This window comes from Trinickia sp. LjRoot230, from assembly GCF_964253315.1.
Lineage (GTDB): Bacteria > Pseudomonadota > Gammaproteobacteria > Burkholderiales > Burkholderiaceae > Trinickia.
Map to the genome: position 1 here is coordinate 449,188 of NZ_CAXUQX020000002.1, position 16,530 is coordinate 465,717.

At 63.4% G+C, this 16,530-nt stretch carries 12 protein-coding genes and 3 riboswitches; of the genes, 4 read left to right on the forward strand and 8 right to left on the reverse strand.

Annotation, left to right across the window (positions count from 1 at the left end; translation table 11 throughout):
* Window positions 1–7 precede the first annotated feature (7 nt).
* The 3 genes from ACSQ20_RS21045 to cbiE are packed head-to-tail and all read right to left on the reverse strand — an operon-like array spanning window position 8 to window position 3,139.
* Window positions 8–778, reverse strand: coding sequence for a cobalt-precorrin-6A reductase (locus ACSQ20_RS21045; RefSeq protein ID WP_436023866.1), 771 nt, complete (start codon window positions 776–778; stop codon window positions 8–10).
* Window positions 775–1,878 (reverse strand): cobalt-precorrin-5B (C(1))-methyltransferase, encoded by a 1,104-nt coding sequence (locus ACSQ20_RS21050; protein ID WP_436025781.1) that lies wholly within the window; start codon window positions 1,876–1,878, stop codon window positions 775–777. The genes ACSQ20_RS21045 and ACSQ20_RS21050 overlap by 4 nt, the downstream gene beginning before the upstream one ends.
* Window positions 1,871–3,139, reverse strand: a complete 1,269-nt coding sequence (gene cbiE / locus ACSQ20_RS21055; protein WP_436023868.1) for a precorrin-6y C5,15-methyltransferase (decarboxylating) subunit CbiE — start codon at window positions 3,137–3,139, stop codon at window positions 1,871–1,873. Before cbiE ends, ACSQ20_RS21050 begins: the two co-directional genes overlap by 8 nt.
* Window positions 3,140–3,175: 36 nt before the next feature.
* Window positions 3,176–3,368: riboswitch (cobalamin riboswitch) on the forward strand.
* Window positions 3,369–3,424: 56 nt separating this feature from the next.
* On the opposite strand from cbiE, the gene cobG reads away from it, so the two are divergent.
* Genes cobG through cobJ form a run of 4 tightly spaced genes read left to right on the forward strand, consistent with a single transcriptional unit; the run spans window position 3,425 to window position 7,934 of the window.
* Window positions 3,425–4,843 carry a precorrin-3B synthase gene (gene cobG / locus ACSQ20_RS21060; RefSeq protein ID WP_436023870.1) on the forward strand — a complete coding sequence of 473 codons (1,419 nt, stop codon included), beginning with the start codon at window positions 3,425–3,427 and terminating at the stop codon, window positions 4,841–4,843.
* 5 nt (window positions 4,844–4,848) lie between these two features.
* Complete coding sequence (locus ACSQ20_RS21065; RefSeq protein WP_436023872.1) at window positions 4,849–5,475, forward strand: precorrin-8X methylmutase; 627 nt, start codon at window positions 4,849–4,851, stop codon at window positions 5,473–5,475.
* Complete coding sequence (locus tag ACSQ20_RS21070) at window positions 5,476–6,207, forward strand: precorrin-2 C(20)-methyltransferase (protein WP_436023874.1); 732 nt, start codon at window positions 5,476–5,478, stop codon at window positions 6,205–6,207.
* Window positions 6,207–7,934: a precorrin-3B C(17)-methyltransferase gene (gene cobJ, locus ACSQ20_RS21075; RefSeq protein WP_436023876.1), complete on the forward strand. Its 1,728-nt coding sequence runs from the start codon at window positions 6,207–6,209 to the stop codon at window positions 7,932–7,934. The genes ACSQ20_RS21070 and cobJ overlap by 1 nt, the downstream gene beginning before the upstream one ends.
* Before the next feature lie 23 nt (window positions 7,935–7,957).
* Here the strand turns inward: cobJ and ACSQ20_RS21080 are convergent, their stop codons facing one another.
* The 5 genes from ACSQ20_RS21080 to ACSQ20_RS21100 all read right to left on the reverse strand — a co-directional run bounded on the left by ACSQ20_RS21080 (window position 7,958) and on the right by ACSQ20_RS21100 (window position 15,798).
* Window positions 7,958–8,557, reverse strand: a complete 600-nt coding sequence (locus ACSQ20_RS21080; protein WP_436023878.1) for a vWA domain-containing protein — start codon at window positions 8,555–8,557, stop codon at window positions 7,958–7,960.
* Window positions 8,558–8,640: 83 nt separating this feature from the next.
* Window positions 8,641–9,756, reverse strand: a complete 1,116-nt coding sequence (locus ACSQ20_RS21085) for an ATP-binding protein (protein ID WP_436025783.1) — start codon at window positions 9,754–9,756, stop codon at window positions 8,641–8,643.
* Window positions 9,757–9,758: 2 nt separating this feature from the next.
* A complete protein-coding gene (gene cobN / locus ACSQ20_RS21090; RefSeq protein ID WP_436023880.1) occupies window positions 9,759–13,586 on the reverse strand; it encodes a cobaltochelatase subunit CobN in 3,828 nt (1,275 codons plus the stop codon).
* Window positions 13,587–13,592: 6 nt separating this feature from the next.
* Window positions 13,593–14,690 carry a cobalamin biosynthesis protein CobW gene (gene cobW / locus ACSQ20_RS21095; protein ID WP_436023882.1) on the reverse strand — a complete coding sequence of 366 codons (1,098 nt, stop codon included), beginning with the start codon at window positions 14,688–14,690 and terminating at the stop codon, window positions 13,593–13,595.
* Between the two features lie 46 nt (window positions 14,691–14,736).
* Window positions 14,737–15,798: a HoxN/HupN/NixA family nickel/cobalt transporter gene (locus ACSQ20_RS21100; protein ID WP_436023884.1), complete on the reverse strand. Its 1,062-nt coding sequence runs from the start codon at window positions 15,796–15,798 to the stop codon at window positions 14,737–14,739.
* A gap of 154 nt (window positions 15,799–15,952) precedes the next feature.
* A riboswitch (cobalamin riboswitch) is annotated at window positions 15,953–16,235 on the reverse strand.
* A 60-nt stretch (window positions 16,236–16,295) separates the two neighbouring features.
* Window positions 16,296–16,522: riboswitch (cobalamin riboswitch) on the forward strand.
* The last annotated feature ends 8 nt before the right edge of the window (window positions 16,523–16,530 follow it).

Sequence of the window (16,530 nt, forward strand, 5' to 3'; positions counted from 1 at the left end):
AGGAATACTAACGATTCGGGGCGGACAAGGCATGCTGTTCGCGAGGCATCTGCATCTGCAGCATCTGCAACGCATCGAGCAACGCCAGCGGATCGTCGAATGTGCGATCGGCATCGGGCAGCAACGGCCGCCTCAGCATCACGACGGGCAAGCCGCGCTCCCGTGCCACATCGAGCTTCGCTTCGGTCGCTTTGCCGCCGCTGTTCTTGCTGACTACCACGTCGGTGCGGCACGCATCGAAGAACGCGCGTTCGCCTTCCGGTGTGAACGGGCCGCGCGCACCGACCACGCGCGCGCGAGCGTTGCCCGGATGAGCATCAAGACAACGCACCGTCCATAACTGATGCGCGGGAATTTCATCGAGATGTTGCAGCGGCTCGCGCCCCAGTGTAAAGAGCGGGTGCTCGAAAGCGGTCAGCGCTTCGGTCAGCGCCGACCAATCGTCGACGTATCGCCAATCGTCGCCCGGGCGCTTCTGCCAAGGGGCGCGCGGTAATGCCCAATACGGCACGCCGCTCGCGCGGCTCGCCTGGGCTGCGTTGGCGCTGATCCGCGCGGCATACGGATGGGTAGCGTCCACAAGCAAACCGATACCTTCGTTACGAAGGTATCGCGCGAGGCCTTCACTGCCACCGAAGCCGCCTGCGCGCACGGTGCAAACGAGATCCTCTGGCACCCTCGCAAGCCCTGCGAGACTATAAACATGCTCGGCGTCGAGACTACGCGCGATAGTGAGCGCATCGCCCGTTCCCCCGAGCAGCAATACACGCATTGTCATTTCGCTTCCCCGACGAACTGCCCCTGTCGATCGATTGCAAAGACTTCGACTGCGATCGTCGGCGGCACGATGTTCCGCGCAACTTCGAGTGCATGGCGACAAACGATATCGCCGAGCGGCACGCCCTTCCCATGCGTCAATGCCAGTGCCTGCTGGCTCGTGTTGGCCGCGAGTATAACGGCTTGCAATGCGTCGTCCGCGCCTGCGGCACCTGCCCATTGAGCAAGCTGCGCGAGGTCGATGCTCGAATGGGCGCTGTGCAGATCGAGGTGGCCGCATGCAAGTTTGCTGAGCTTGCCGAATCCACCACAGATACTGAGTCGTGCGACGGGCGCGCGTCGCAGGTGCTTGAGCACCGCGCCCACAAAGTCACCCATTTCAATCAACGCGATGTCCGGTAGGCCGTAGCGTGTGCGCATCGTATCCTCGCTCGCGTTGCCGGTACAGGCGGCAATATGCTGGTAGCCATTTGCGCGCGCGACGTCGATGCCCTGATGAATCGATGCGATATAGGCCGAACACGAAAACGGCCTGACAATGCCCGTCGTGCCGAGAATCGAAAGGCCGCCGACGATGCCGAGCCGCGGGTTCATCGTCTTGAGCGCGAGCGCTTCGCCACCTTCCACGCCGATCGTCACGTCGAAGCCTCCGTCATAGCCGTACTCGGCGGCAAGCTCGCCCAAGTGCGCGGCCATCATCGCGCGCGGCACCGGGTTGATGGCGGGCTCGCCGACAGGCACCACGAGCCCTGCGCGCGTGACGGTGCCCACCCCCGGGCCCGCGTGAAAACGCACTCCCGCAACCGCGCTCAACCGTACGCGCGCAAATACCACGGCGCCGTGCGTGACATCGGGGTCGTCGCCGGCGTCTTTCACCGTGCCGGCCTCGGCGCCCTGTGCAGCATCATAGCCATTGATGAAACGACAAAAGACGAGCGGCATCGGCACATGTTGCCCCTTGGGCAGCACAATTTCCGCGACCTCGCTGGCGATGCCGCCGAGCAGCAAGCGAGCGGCCGCAAGCGAAGTGGCCGTCGCGCAGCTGCCCGTCGTATAGCCGCTGCGCAATGGGCGCGACCGCTCGGGCGTTTCTTCACGCATGGCCGGCTTCGTCTTCATACGGCTTCGTCACATCGAGCAGCGTAATCGGCAGCGCTTGACGCCACGTATCGAAGCCGCCGAGCGGCAACGCTTCACCGAGCGCGATGCGGGTGAGCGTGCCGCCATGGCGCGCTCGCCATGCAACGAGCGCGGCTTCTCCCTGCAACGTGACAGCATTGGCGACGAGCCGTCCGCCAGCACGCAAACGCGCCCAGCATGCCTCGAGTACGCCCGCCACCGTCACGCCGCCGCCGATGAAAACGGCATCGGGCGTGGGCAGCCCCGCAAGTGCGTTCGGCGCAGCCCCGCAAATCAATTGCAACGCCGGCACGCCGAGCGCCTCGCGATTGCGTTCGATGAGCCGCTGGCGCTGCGGCTCGGCTTCAATCGCAATCGCACGGCAAGAAGGGTGTGCCCGCATCCACTCGATGCCGATCGAACCGCAACCCGCCCCGACATCCCAGAGCAATGCCCCCGGAGCCGGCGCCAGCCGGGCAAGCGTGACGGCACGCACGTCGCGCTTCGTGATTTGTCCGTCGTGGGCGAACACATCGTCGGGCAAGCCGACTGTGAGCGACAGCGGCCGCGCGTCGTGCGCCGGCCGACATTCGAGCGCAACAAGGTTCAACGCGGCGATATCGATAGGCGGCCAAGCGTCGGCACAGGCATCGATGCGGCGCTCGCGCGTGCCGCCAAGATGTTCAAACACGCTCATACGCGTGGCGCCAAAGCCGCGCTCGCACAGCCACGCGGCGAGTGCAGCGGGCGAGCCGCCATCCTGGCTCAGGACCAGCAGACGTACGCCCGAATGCAGATGCACACCGAGCGCCGCCAGCGGCCGGCCTACAAGCGACAGCATCGTCACGTCCTGCAACGGCCAGCCAAGCCGCGATGCCGCCAGCGAGAGCGACGACGGGGCCGGTAATACGAACCACTCGTCAGCCGGCAATGCAAGCGCCACGCTCGCGCCGACGCCAAACAGCATCGGGTCGCCGCTCGCAAGTACGCATACTGGCTTGCCGCGGCGCGCCAACACGGGCGCGATGTTGAACGGCCGGGGCCACGCCTCGCCGCGCGCCGCGAGCCGAGGCGGCAACATGGCAAGATGGCGATCGCCGCCGACGATAACGTCGGCCCGCGTCAGCGCACCGCGCGCGGCGCGAGAGAGTCCAGCAAATCCGTCTTCGCCAATCCCGACCACAGTCAGCCATGGCGCCCTTGCACCGCCTCCGGCTTCAAATCGATCAACCCCATATGTCATCTTGAGCTGGCCGCTTCTTGGCCCCAGCGAAAAAAGGCATAATACCGCTTCGCCGGTGCCCTTCGGGGCTGAGAAAGGGAACACAGTCGTGCTGTGGCTGCCCCCGCAACTGTATGCAGCGAGCCCGTGCCGCAACAAGCCACTGATCTGATCGATGCCGATCGATCGGGAAGGCCGGCACAGGCGGCGACCTGCGAGCCAGGAGACCTGCCGGCCAGATCGTTCGCGCAAGCCAACACCGGGCGGGGTGCACCGGTTCCGTGTCGTCTCTTCCTCCGTTGAACCTTGAGCCACGCTTCCTGTTCGCCTTCGCGGCCTGTAGCCTGCCCTAGCCTCTCGCGCATCGTTGCTGCGCGCGACGGCGGCCTTTGCCGCATCAAGCTGCCGGGCGGCGAACTCAGCGCGCGGCAAGCGCTCGCCATTGCCGACGCGGTAGACGATCATGCGTCCGGCATCATCGAGCTGACCAATCGTGCCAATCTGCAATTGCGAGGTGTGCGAACCGGCCATGAGCTTGCGCTGACCGAGCAGTTGGTAGTGGCCGGGCTCGGACCGAAAGCTGCGGCCCGAGCCGCTCACACGGCGGATCGGGCGCCCCTCGCCGCTGCCGACGACGTGCGCAATCTGCTGTTGAATCCAACCGCGGGCCGCGATGCCGACGCTTGGTACGACACAAGGCCGCGTGCCGCCGAGCTTCTTGCATTGCTCGAGGGCGAACCGCGCTTTGCGGCACTGTCGCCGAAATTTGCGCTGCTGCTTGACGGCGGCGAGCGTCTGGCGGTGCTGGATCACAGCCACGATATCTGGCTTTGCGCGATGCGTCCGAGCAATGGCGACGTCTGGTTCGCGCTCGGTCTCGACGGACACCCGTCGACGCAACGGCGCTGCGCGCTGGCGGCCGTTCGACATGACAACGTGCTCGCGCTCGTGCGCGCACTGCTCGAAACGTTCCTCGAACTGGCAGGCGCACATGATAAGCGCATGCGCGACGTGCTCGCCACCCGAACACCCGAAGCATTCGTGCAGCGCGCAAGCGAGCGCATCGACTTTCCGTTGCGACGCGGTGCCGGCATCGCAGCTTGGCGGCGAACCGTTGCCGATCCCGCGTTGCGTTTCGGCGCGCATCCGCAGCGCGCGGCCGGCTTTTGGTACGTCGGCGCTCAACCGCCGCTTGGGCGCACCGATGCGGCCGCGCTACGTGTTCTTGCGCGGCTCGCATCCGAACATGGCGACGCCACCTTGCGCGTCACACCTTGGCAAAGCGTTCTGCTGCCCGATATCGCCGAGCACGCCGTATCGGAGGCCGAAGCGGGCCTCGATGCGCTCGGCTTCCTGCGCGACGCTTCACATCCGCTCGCGCGTACGATCGCCTGCGCAGGGTCTGCTGGCTGCACGAAGAGCCACGCCGATACAAAGGCCGATGCCCTTTTCCTTGCGCCGCTACTGCCAGCGAATGTCGACGTTCATCTTACGGGTTGCATTCGCTCGTGTGCCGCCGCGCATTGCGCTTCCTACACGCTGCTTGCCGTTGCGCAAGGCCGCTACAACGTGTATCAGCGCGCAATGCTCCAAAGCGACGGGGGCCCGCAGGTCCAGAGCCGCGACGATGCCACGCGCCGATTCGGCCGTCTGCTCGCCGCGGACGTCACCATCGACGCAGCCGCCACATTACTTGACCTTGGACGCAGCCTCCCGGAGCCCTGACACGCATGCTTGACTACATCCGCGACGGCCAGGCGATATACCGTGAGTCGTTCGCCACGATACGCGCCACAGCCGACCTCTCGCGCATTCCCGCCGACCTCGAAAAGCTCGCGGTGCGCGTCATTCACGCCTGCGGCATGGTCGATATCGTCGACGCTCTGCAGTTTTCGGCGAACGCCGGCACCGCGGGCCGCGCCGCGCTCGCCAACGGCGCGCCGATTCTCTGCGACGCGCGCATGGTCGCCGACGGCATCACGCGCGCGCGGCTCCCCGCCTCAAACGACGTTGTCTGCACGCTCGGCGAACCGGCTGTGCCCTCGCTCGCTCGCGAACTCGGCAATACGCGCTCGGCCGCCGCACTCGAACTCTGGCGGCCGCTGCTGGCGGGAAGCGTCGTGGCGATCGGCAATGCGCCGACCGCGCTCTTTCATCTGCTCGAAATGCTTGACGCCGGCGCACCGCGGCCAGCGCTGATCCTCGGTTTTCCGGTTGGTTTCGTCGGCGCCGCCGAATCGAAAGCGATGCTCGCAGCCGACAGCCGAGGGGTACCGTTTGTCGTCGTCACGGGGCGCCGCGGCGGCAGTGCCATGGCGGCGGCCGCCGTCAATGCTCTTGCCACGGAGGCCGAGTAAATGGCGAAGCGAGGACACCTGTACGGTATCGGCGTAGGCCCGGGCGACCCCGAACTACTGACGCTCAAGGCGCTGCGTCTGATCGAAGCATCGCCCGTCATCGCATACTTCGTCGCAAAGGGAAGAAAGGGCAATGCATTCGGCATTGTCGAAGGCTATCTGCGCGAGACGCAAACGCGCGTGCCGCTTGTCTACCCCGTGACCACTGAAGTGCTCGCACCGCCGCTATCGTATGAAGCGATCATTGCCGACTTCTACGACACGGCTTCGACAATCGTCGCAGGACACCTCGACGCTGGCCGCGACGTTGCCGTCATCTGCGAAGGCGATCCCTTCTTTTATGGCTCGTACATGTACTTGCACGATCGGCTTGCGCCGCATTTCGACGTCGATGTCGTGCCCGGCGTGTGCTCGATGCTCGGCGGCGCCGCAGTACTCGGGGCACCGCTCGTCTATCGCAATCAGAGCCTGTCGGTGCTCTCCGGTGTGTTGTCGGAAGACGAACTGCGGCGGCGGCTCGCCGATGCAGACGCGGCGGTCGTCATGAAGCTCGGCCGCAATTTCGATAAGGTGCGGCGCGTGCTCGACGATCTCGGGCTTGCGCAGCGTGCGCTCTATGTCGAGCGGGCGACGATGGCCAATCAACGGATCGTGCCGCTCGCCGAGGTCGATCCGATGGCGTCGCCTTATTTCTCGCTGCTCGTCGTGCCGGGGGCGCAATGGCGAGGATGATGACCCCGCCGCCCGCAATCGTCGTGCTCGGCGCGAGCGCGCTGCCGGTGGCGCGCCGCGTGCAAGCCAGTCTTCCCGGCGCGCAGGTGCATACGCTGCGGGGTCGTGCCACGGCGGAACGCACCTATGACGAACTCGGCGCACATTTACGCGAACTCTACGCGTGCGGCACACCGATCATCGCGCTGTGCGCAGCGGGAATCGTCATTCGTTGTCTCGCCACAATGCTCGCCAATAAGGGCACCGAACCGCCCGTATTGGCGCTGGCGGAAGATGGCAGCGCCGTCGTGCCGCTGCTCGGCGGCCTCACGGGTGCCAACGCAATGGCGCGCGAGATCGGCGAAGTGCTCGGGACAACACCGGCCATTACGACCAGCGGTGAGTTGCGCTTCGGCACTTGCCTTTTGAATCCGCCCGATGGCTACACGCTGGCGAGCCTGGCACAAGGCAAGCGCTTCGTATCCGACTTGTTGGCAGGCGCCAGCACGCGCATTGAAGGCAACGCGCCTTGGCTCGATGGCGTTTGCCTTCCGCTTGACACGTCTGCCCCACATGCAATCCGCGTCACACCGTATGCGTCTGTGTCGGATCAATGCGCCGACGAACTCGTGTTTCATCCGCGCAGCATCGTCGTTGCCATCGGCAACGACGCCGCGCCATCTGCTAATTCGATCCTCGAAGCCATGGGTGAGCACCGGCTGGCACCGCTGTCGCTCGCTGCGTTACTGGTGTCCGCGCATCGCATGGGCGAGCCGTTGCTCGAAGACGCCGCGGCATGCCTGCACGTACCGCTGCGGTTCGTTGCCGATGCGGCCAACAGCCAGTCGCCGTCCAATCGCATTTTCGCCGCCGATGAATTACTGGCAGCCGCACTGCACGTAGACCATCACCTGTTCGCGCATCGCAGCGGTATTGCGTTTGGCGTAGCTTGCGCGCCCATCGATACGACCGCGCTCGGCCAGCGCCGCGGCAGGCTCAGCGTCGTGGGGCTCGGCCCCGGCTGCGCCGAACTGATGGTGCCGGCCGCACGGACGGCGCTCGACGAGGCGACCGACATTCTCGGCTACGACACCTATGTAAAGATGGCCGGACCGTTCGGCGATCATCAGCGGGTGCATGCCAGCGATAACCGCGAAGAGATGCAGCGGGCGCGGCACGCATTCGAATTGGCCAGCGCGGGCCGTACCGTCGTCATCGTGTCGTCGGGCGACCCGGGCGTCTTCGCAATGGCGGCAGCCGTGCTGGAAGCACTCGACGAAGCCGACGATGCGCGGTGGGCCAAGGTCGAATTGCGCATCGTGCCCGGCGTATCGGCTGCGATGGCCACTGCGGCTCAGGCCGGCGCACCGCTTGGCCACGATTTTTGCATTCTGTCGTTGTCGGACAATCTAAAACCATGGTCCATCATCGAGGACCGATTACGTCTTACAGCCGCAGCGGACCTCGTCATCGCGCTGTACAACCCGATTGCGCGTGCGCGCCCCTGGCAGCTGGCGCGAGCACTCGACGTAGTCCGCGGCATTCGAACGCCGCAAACGCCGGTTGTGCTTGGGCGCGATATCGGCCGGCCCGGTGCGGCGCTCGTTGCCACCACACTCGGCGAATTGCGCGTGGATGAGGTCGATATGCGTACGACGGTCATCATCGGTTCTTCAACCACGCGCTCGGTGCGCGGCGCGGCGCTGCGCGAATGGATCTATACGCCACGGTCGTATCCGGAGCGATAGCGCGGATTGATAAGCACTCCTTACTATTGCTGAGGACCCATCAATTCCTCGAGCGATAGACAAGCTGCGCCCCACTCGCTCGCCAGTTCAATGCAACGCCCAAGCTTGGGTGTCTGGTGCTCGCAATCGACGAATATGACGCGATTGGCGAGGTCCGGCTTCGCAGGCTCGTCGAGGCAGCGGCCATCTGTCATTACCCACAGCACGCGCTGCTGATAGGGCTTGCGGCGACGCGTGCGCGCGAGCAGTTGCGTAGCGGTCGCAATGCCGAGTTCGAATGGCGTGCCCCCCGCACCGCCAATCGGCGCGACCCACCGTTCGTTCCACCAGCGCGGCACAGCCGGGCCAAAGCGCAAATCGGCGCGCGCGCCACCGAAGCAGATCAACGCAACCTCGGCGCGCTCGGCTGCAGCGCGATCGAAGCACGCAAGCAACACACCCTTGGCGCGAGCGAGCTGCTCATGCACAAGCATCGACGCCGAACAATCGAGCACGAAACAATGTAATGCGCCTTCCGACGACGCCCTCCGCACATAGCGCAAATGCGACGTATGTAAAGACAGCTGGCGCTTTTGCGCGAGCGTGGCCGGCCACGCGACACGTGTGCCAGTGCCTCGGTTCACACCCCCGCGCCGCGGTGAGAAATGATCGCCTTGAAGCCATCGAAAACCGCTGGTGGAGTCAGCGGCGGCCCACTTCCGATGGCTCAGCGCTTTTTTCCCGCGCTCAACGGAATCACGCTTTTGACCTGAGCCATGCCCGTCGGCTCGGGCGGCAAATAGCCGAAATCGTTGTGTGTCTCTATGGGTGTCGACGGCCGGCCCCCGCGCTTATCGGACAGCGTCGCGCCGGTTCTCGAGGCACCTGAGCCACCCGCTGACGGCTCGTCGCGACGCTCGCGCGCATCTTTCTCGCTTCGTTGAGAGCCATCCGGCTCTGTCGGATGGCTCGCTGCGTCTCGCTCACGCCGACGATGTCGCAAGACAGCCTGCGCCACGCGCTCCACATGTTCGGGCGTCACGGTCTCCGCTTGCTCGAACGCTGCCAAAGCGCGAGCCGAGCGCAACATGACGAGATCGGCGCGCATGCCATCCACCGCGGCCGCTACACAGCTCGCGCTGACCGCCTCGTGAACGGTGTCATCGAACGAAAACCGCGGCAAGGCAGCGCGTGCGTCTGTCACGCGCTGCGCGAGCGCCTGCTGAGCCGCGCGCCACTGGTCACGAAACGCGTGAGGGTCTGCCTCGAAGGCGAGCCGCGCCTTCACAATCGATTGCCGCACGCGCGGATCGAAACAGTTATCGAGCTCGATCATCAGACCGAAGCGGTCGAGCAATTGAGGCCGTAGCTCGCCCTCCTGCGGGTTCATCGTGCCTACGAGGACAAAGCGCGCCTCATGGCTGTGCGAGACGCCATCGCGCTCGACGACGTTGACACCGCTGGCTGCCGCATCGAGCAGTGCATCGACGAGCGCATCGGCCAGCAAATTGACTTCATCGACGTAAAGCACGCCCTCATGCGCCTGAGCCAACAGCCCAGGCGAGAACTTGAGCGGGCCACCGCGCAGCACTTCGTCCAGATCGAGCGTGCCGATCAGCCGGTCTTCGCTTGCTCCGAGCGGCAGCGTGACGAAACGGCCCGTCGGCAACATCTCCGCGAGCCCGCGGGCCGCAGTTGATTTCGCCGTACCCCGCGGCCCGCTGACAAGCACACCGCCGATGCCAGGATCGACCGCCGCAAGCAGCAAGGCCTGCTGCAAGGGCTCCTGACTGATCAGCGCGGCGAACGGATAAGGCGCGGGCAAAGCCGCGCGCAGCGACATGTTCATGACGTTATTCCTTCGATCTGCTGTTCGCTCGCAAGCAAATGCGCTGCGATCTGCGCGCGATAAGCGCCAGGGTTCTGCCACAATCCGCGTTCGATCGCCTCGAGCAAACGCTCGCAGATCGAATGCATCGCATGCGGGTTGTGCGCCTGTAAAAAATCGCGCGTCGGTGCGTCGTTCAGATAAGCATCCGTTACGAGCGCGTATTGGTGGTCGGCAACGACGCGCGCGGTGGCATCGTAACCAAACAGGTAATCGACGGTTGCCGCCATTTCTGCCGCACCCTTGTAGCCATGGCGCTTGACACCGTCGATCCACTTCGGATTGATCACCCGCGAACGGATCACACGTGCGATCTCCTCGGTCAGCGGACGCACACGCGGCGCCGCCGGGTTGCTATGGTCCGCATGATAGATGAGCGGCTGCGCGCCTGCGAAGTGCCGCACCGCAGCCGCGATTCCACCTTGAAACTGATAGTAGTCGTTCGAGTCGAGCAGATCGTGCTCGCGATTGTCCTGGTTATGCAGTACAACATCGATCGTCGCCAGCCTCGTAGCGAACACCTCGCGCGCCTCATCGCCCGCGCTGCGCTGCCCATAGACGTACCCACCCCATTCGCGATACGCGTTTGCAAGATCGGCATCGCTGTCCCATTGGCGCGAATCGATCATTTCCTGCAGCCCTGCACCATAGGCACCCGGCTTCGCACCAAACACACGCCAGCCGGCCCGCGCACGCGCCTTGTCTGCATCGAGGCCCTGCGCGATCCATGCGTCGCGCTCGCGCAGCACACGCACCCTTATCGGATTCACATCTTCGGCTTCGTCGTCGAGCTCCGCCACGCCTTGCACAGCGGCATCGAAAAGATGCATGACGTTCGGGAACGCATCGCGAAAAAAACCCGACACGCGCAGCGTGACATCGATGCGCGGCCATTCGAGCACGCCAGTCGGCAAGATTTCGAAGTCAGTCACACGATGGCTGCCCGGCGCCCACTTCGGACGCACACCCATCAACGCGAACGCCTGCGCGATATCGTCGCCACCTGTGCGCATCGTTGCGGTGCCCCACACGGAAAGACCGATCGCGCGCGGGTAATCGCCATGCTCTTGAAGATGACGTTCGATTAGTTGGCGCGCGGACTTGAGCCCGAGTGCCCACGCCGCCTGCGTTGGAACGGCACGTGTGTCGATCGAATAAAAATTGCGCCCGGTCGGCAGCACATCAGGCCGCCCGCGCGACGGGGAACCGCTCGGCCCAGGCGGTACAAATCGACCTTCAAGGCCACGCGCAAGATTGCGCAATTCGCTCGCGCCACAGGCGTCGAGGCGCGGCAATACGTCATTCGCCAGCCGTTGCAGCACGCACGCCGTCAGCGGCAATGTGGCGATCGGACTCGCATTAACACTACTAATGCCTATGCCGGCGCCGCGGTCATCGTTCAGCATCTGGCTTTCCACCACGGACGCCGCGAGCAACTCGAGCCGCTCGCGCGTATCGCCGTTATGGCGCCAGGGCGCGTCGCTAATCTGCGCCAGCATCGGCGGACGCGGGCCCGTCCACAATGGCGCCCATTCCGCCGCCAATGGATCGAAGCCATCCGCGATCTCAAGATCGTGTGCGAGCGCGTCGATCAGGCCCGCGTTGGCGCCGCGACCATCGCCCACCGGGAAACGTCCGAGCGCGAGCAGCGTATCGCGCCGTTGCAGCCCTTGTGGCGAACTTCCAAACGTGTGCAAGCCGTCGCGAATCTGCGCCTCCTTCAGCTCGCAAAGCCATGCATCCACACGCGTAAGCAGCGCATCCTCGTCTTCGCGCCCACGCGGCGGCGCCATGCTGAGCTCCTCGTGCAGCCGGTGCTCGACGATCGTCGCGACAATCGTGCTGCGCAGTAATCGCGCGCGACGCGCATCGACCAACAGTGCTTCGTAGTATTCGTCGACTTGCCGCTCGAGGTCCTGCAACGGGCCATACGTCTCGGCTCGCGTGAGCGGCGGCATCAAATGGTCGATGATGACCGCCTGCGCGCGGCGCTTCGCCTGGCTGCCCTCGCCTGGGTCGTTGACGATAAACGGATAAAGATGCGGCACCGGCCCAAGTATCAAATCGGGCCAGCAGCTTGCGCTGAGCGCAACGCTCTTGCCCGGCAGCCATTCGAGATTGCCGTGCTTGCCGACATGGACAATCGCATCAACATTGAACCCGCGACGCAGCCAGAAATAGAAAGCCAGATATGCGTGCGGCGGCACGAGATCGGCATCGTGATAACTGGCGTAATCGCTCCCCTCGCGCGTACGTGGCGGCTGTATGCCGATGAATACCTGCCCGCAATGCCAACCGGCGATCATGAAACGGCCTCGCCGAATCGTTGGATCGCGTTCGGGCGGCCCCCAACGCGCGTTCAGCGCCTGCTTGACATCGTCCGGCAACGCGTCGAAGCATGTGAGGTAGTCATCGAGCGAAAAGCTTTGCAGCGCCGGGCGCAGGCTTCGCATATTGGGCTCGTTCGTCACACCTTGCGTCAGCATGCGCATCAGCGCATCGCTATCGTCGGGCACGTTGTCGACGCGATAGCCCGCATCGCGCAACATTGAAAGGATCGCGACGACAGACGCCGGCGTGTCAAGCCCGACGCCGTTGCCGATCCGCCCTTCGCTAGTCGGATAATTCGCAAGCACGAGCGCAAGCCGTTTTTCACCGTTGCGGATATGTCGCAGCCGGCACCAATGTCGGCTCAGTTCCGCCACGAAGGCAATGCGCTCGGCATCGGGTTGATAGCGGACCACATCGACTTCCGTCTGCGCGCATCGATACGCGAGGCCTTTGAAGCTGATCGCTCGCGTAATGATCCGTCCATCGACCTCAGGCAATGCGATGTGCATTGCGATATCGCGCGCATTCAACCCTTGATTGTCGTTAAGCCAGCTCTCGCGGCTTGCGCTGGACAAAATGACTTGCATCACCGGCGCGTCGCCGGCGAGCACGAACGGCTCGGGGTCGTCGATAGCGGACGCGGCAAATGACGTGGTATTGAGCACGAGCGCTGCATCATGCTCGGCGCAAAGGCGTGCGACGACATCGCGGCATACCGTGTCTTTGAGCGAGGTGACCGCAACCGGCAGCGGATTCATCTGCCGCACTTCGAGCGCTTCGATGAGCGCATCGAACGCCGCCGTATTAGCGGCTTGAAGATGCGCGCGATAAAAGAGTATTGCGACGACTGGCGCACCGGCGCACCAACGTGATTGCCAATCGGCGATGGTCGGCGTATCGCGTTGTGGATGATAGAGCGCCGCAGACGGCAGCGGAACAGGCGGCGGTGGCTCGCTCCCCCAACCGAATCCATGCCAGGCGATCGCGCGCAAAAACGCTTGTGCGTTCGTCGGCCCGCCTTCGCGCAGATAACGCCACAGCAATCGCGAGAGCGATGCATCGGCGGTACTTTTGGCGATGAGGTTTTCGTCCTCCTGCAAATCACCCGAAAACATGACGAGCAGTTGACGCTTGTGCCTTGCCAGCTCGCCGATACGTTCGATGCCGTAGGGCCAATAAGCCTCGCCGCCAAGATGATCGATGACGATCACGCGTGCATGCTGCAACACGTCGTCGATATAAAAATCGACGGACGCTGGCTGCCGCAGATAAGCCAGGTTCGCCAGACGCAGGCTCGGAAAGCCTGCGCCGAGCCGTTCGACGACGCTCGCCAGCAACGACAGCGTCGTATCGGCCGAGCTCATCACGACGATGTCAGCGGGCTGTTGATCGATCCGCACGACACCGGCCGCATCGTCGACGAAGCCGCCAGGCACGGTACGCAATAAGTGCATGATGTATCAGACCGGTTGCACTTCGGCCGCAAGCGCCGCATCGAATGCACGCTGCAGCAGCGCTTGATCGAGGCCCTGCCCGATCAGCACGAAACGGCTGGTGAGCGATTCGTGCGGTTGCCAGCGCCGGTCGAAATAACTGTCGAATCGTCGACCGACGCCTTGAATCACAAGACGCATCGGTGCACCCGGCAGCGCGGCAAAACCTTTGGCGCGATAAATCGCATGCGCCTCGACAAGCCGCCGCAGCGCGGCGACGGCCGCCTCACGCGTGGCAGGATGACCGCTGACAACAACTGAATCGAATTCATCGTGATGATGATCGTGATGATCTCCATCGGCCGAGCCGTGATGATCTTCGCGCAGATGAATGGCTGCTTCGGATGCGGATTCGAGGCCTAGCAGCGCATGCAAATCGAGCGCGCCCATTTGCGCGCGCACGATCTTGACCTGCGCGGGAATTTCTTCGCGAACGAGTGCCTCGACTGCAGCGCTTTGCATGTCGTCGAGCAAGTCAACTTTATTGAGCACCACGAGATCGGCCGCGCACAACTGATCTTCGAACAGCTCGTGCAACGGCGATTCATGGTCAAGATTGGGATCGGCTTTGCGCTGCGCATCGACGGCATCGGGATCGGCCGCGAATTGCCCGCTGGCGACAGCCGCGCCATCAACGACGGTCACCACAGCATCGACAGTAAATCCCGTCTTGATGGACGGCCAGTTGAAAGCCTGCACGAGCGGCTTTGGTAATGCGAGACCCGACGTCTCGATCAGCACATGATCGAGACCATCGCGACGTTCGATCAACTGCTCCATCACGGGCAAGAATTCCTCTTGCACGGTGCAGCACAGGCAACCGTTGGCTAGCTCATAAAGCGAGCCGGCCTCTTCGTTCTCACCGCCGCTGCCATCGTCGGTGCATCCGATGCCGCATCCTTTGAGGATTTCGCCGTCGATGCCGAGCTCGCCGAACTCATTGACGATGACGGCAATACGCAAGCCGCGCGCGTTGCCGAGAATATGGCGCAGCAAGGTGGTTTTGCCGCTGCCGAGAAAGCCGGTGACGATCGTCACCGGAATTTTGCGCATGGAAGTCTGCATCTGATGCCTCAATCTTTATCGAAAAAACAATCAAATCGACGTTCATTCAAGTCGACACAGTCACATCGATTTTGTCGTAGCGCTTCACGCGGTAAATCAACGCCGAAGCAGCCCAACTCAATACGAAGATGCCGATAACGAAATAGCCAAGCAATCCGAAGTGCGCGGCGATATTGCCGATGAAATCCCAAAATCCGCCTTTAAGCTGCAGCTTGTCGGCCGCCAGCGCGAGCGCTTCGACGCTGCCGATCACGAGCGCCACGACGACCGAGACGAATGTGATCGTCATGTTGTAGTAGATCTTGCGGATGGGCCGCACGAACGCCCATTGATATGCACCGGTCATCAGAATGCCATCGGTCGTATCGACGAGCGACATGCCGGCCGTAAAAAGCAGCGGTAATGCGGCGACGGACCAGACCGACATCCCGCCCGAGGCTTGCGTCGCCGAGATGCCGAAAAGCGCGACCTCGGTGGCGGTATCGAAACTGAGGCCAAACAGCAGCCCGATCGGATAAAGATGCCAACTACGCGAGGCAAGTGCAAAAAGCGGGCGAAACACGCGGGCGAGGAACCCGCGCGAACCGAGCAGCAAATCGAGGTCTTCTTCGACCAGCGGTTCACCGCGGCGCGCAGCGCGAAACGTGCGCCAAAGCGATAGCAGGATAGTCATATTGGCAAGCGCGAGCACCAACAGAAAAAAGGCCGATATGCTCGTGCTGATCAAACCGCCCACCGCTTTCAATTGCGAAAAATGTGTCGTCAGCGTCGCAGCCGTCAGCGCAACGGCAATCGACATCACGATGATCACCGTCGAATGTCCGAGCGAAAAGAAAAAGCCGGTACCGAGCGGGTTGCGACGTTCCTGCAGCAGCTTGCGCGTCACGTTGTCGATCGCGGCGATATGATCCGCGTCGACGGCATGTCGCAGCCCGAACGTATAAGCGAGCAAAGCGGTACCGAGTAGTACCGGCTGACCGCGAAACGCCACGAACGCCCATACCCATGCGCCCACATTGAATGCCAGTAGCACGGCATAGATACCGGCCACTTTCCTGCGCAACGCAGTTGAACTGTCGTTGAAGAGCCCACAGACGGACTTGAGCACGGTTGACCTCTGGCTTAAGCGAAACCCGAATTGACGTGGACGCAGCACATCGTGCAAAGCAATGCGATGTTGTGTGCAAATTGCGAATTGCCAACTGCGAAGCGCAAAGCGCGAAGTGCGAAGACGTCCTGGCCGGCATGCCACCTACCCGCGGCATCCGTCCTCCCCTCTGGCCGGTATCCGGGCTTGCGAAAGCGCCGCTTCACCTTCCCACGCGAGTAGTGATATTTCTTGCGCAGTGGTTACCATACACGCGCGACCTTGCGCGCATGCATCGAAGCCGGCGTTGCATCGCTTGCGCGATGCGTTCGCTTAACCGTTGCGGGGGCAGCACAGGCTGGCGATATCGAACAGCGACTGTCGCGACACGCTCCTGTTTCCCGTTTAACTGCGCGCGCAGGAATGCGCACGCGAGCACCAGATTGGGAGCGAGTGTAGGTCGCTCAGCACCGACCGTCAAGGAACGGTACAGAAACGGTATAGCTAATTTGCTGTGATATCGTATGCCTCGCGTCTGGTGCTCGCATGCGCGTTCGCGCCTGCAGTTAAACGGGAAACAGGAGGGCGAACGTGCCTTTGCCTGTGCTGTCCCCGCAACGGTCAACCGCCAGCGGATCAATCGATCCTGCACGCTCTTCAAAGCCACTGTCCGCGTGTGCCGGGTACGGGAAGGCGAAGATGCGAGGCGGCCAGCCCGGATACCGGCCGGCGCAAGGGGCGGCCATGAGTCCG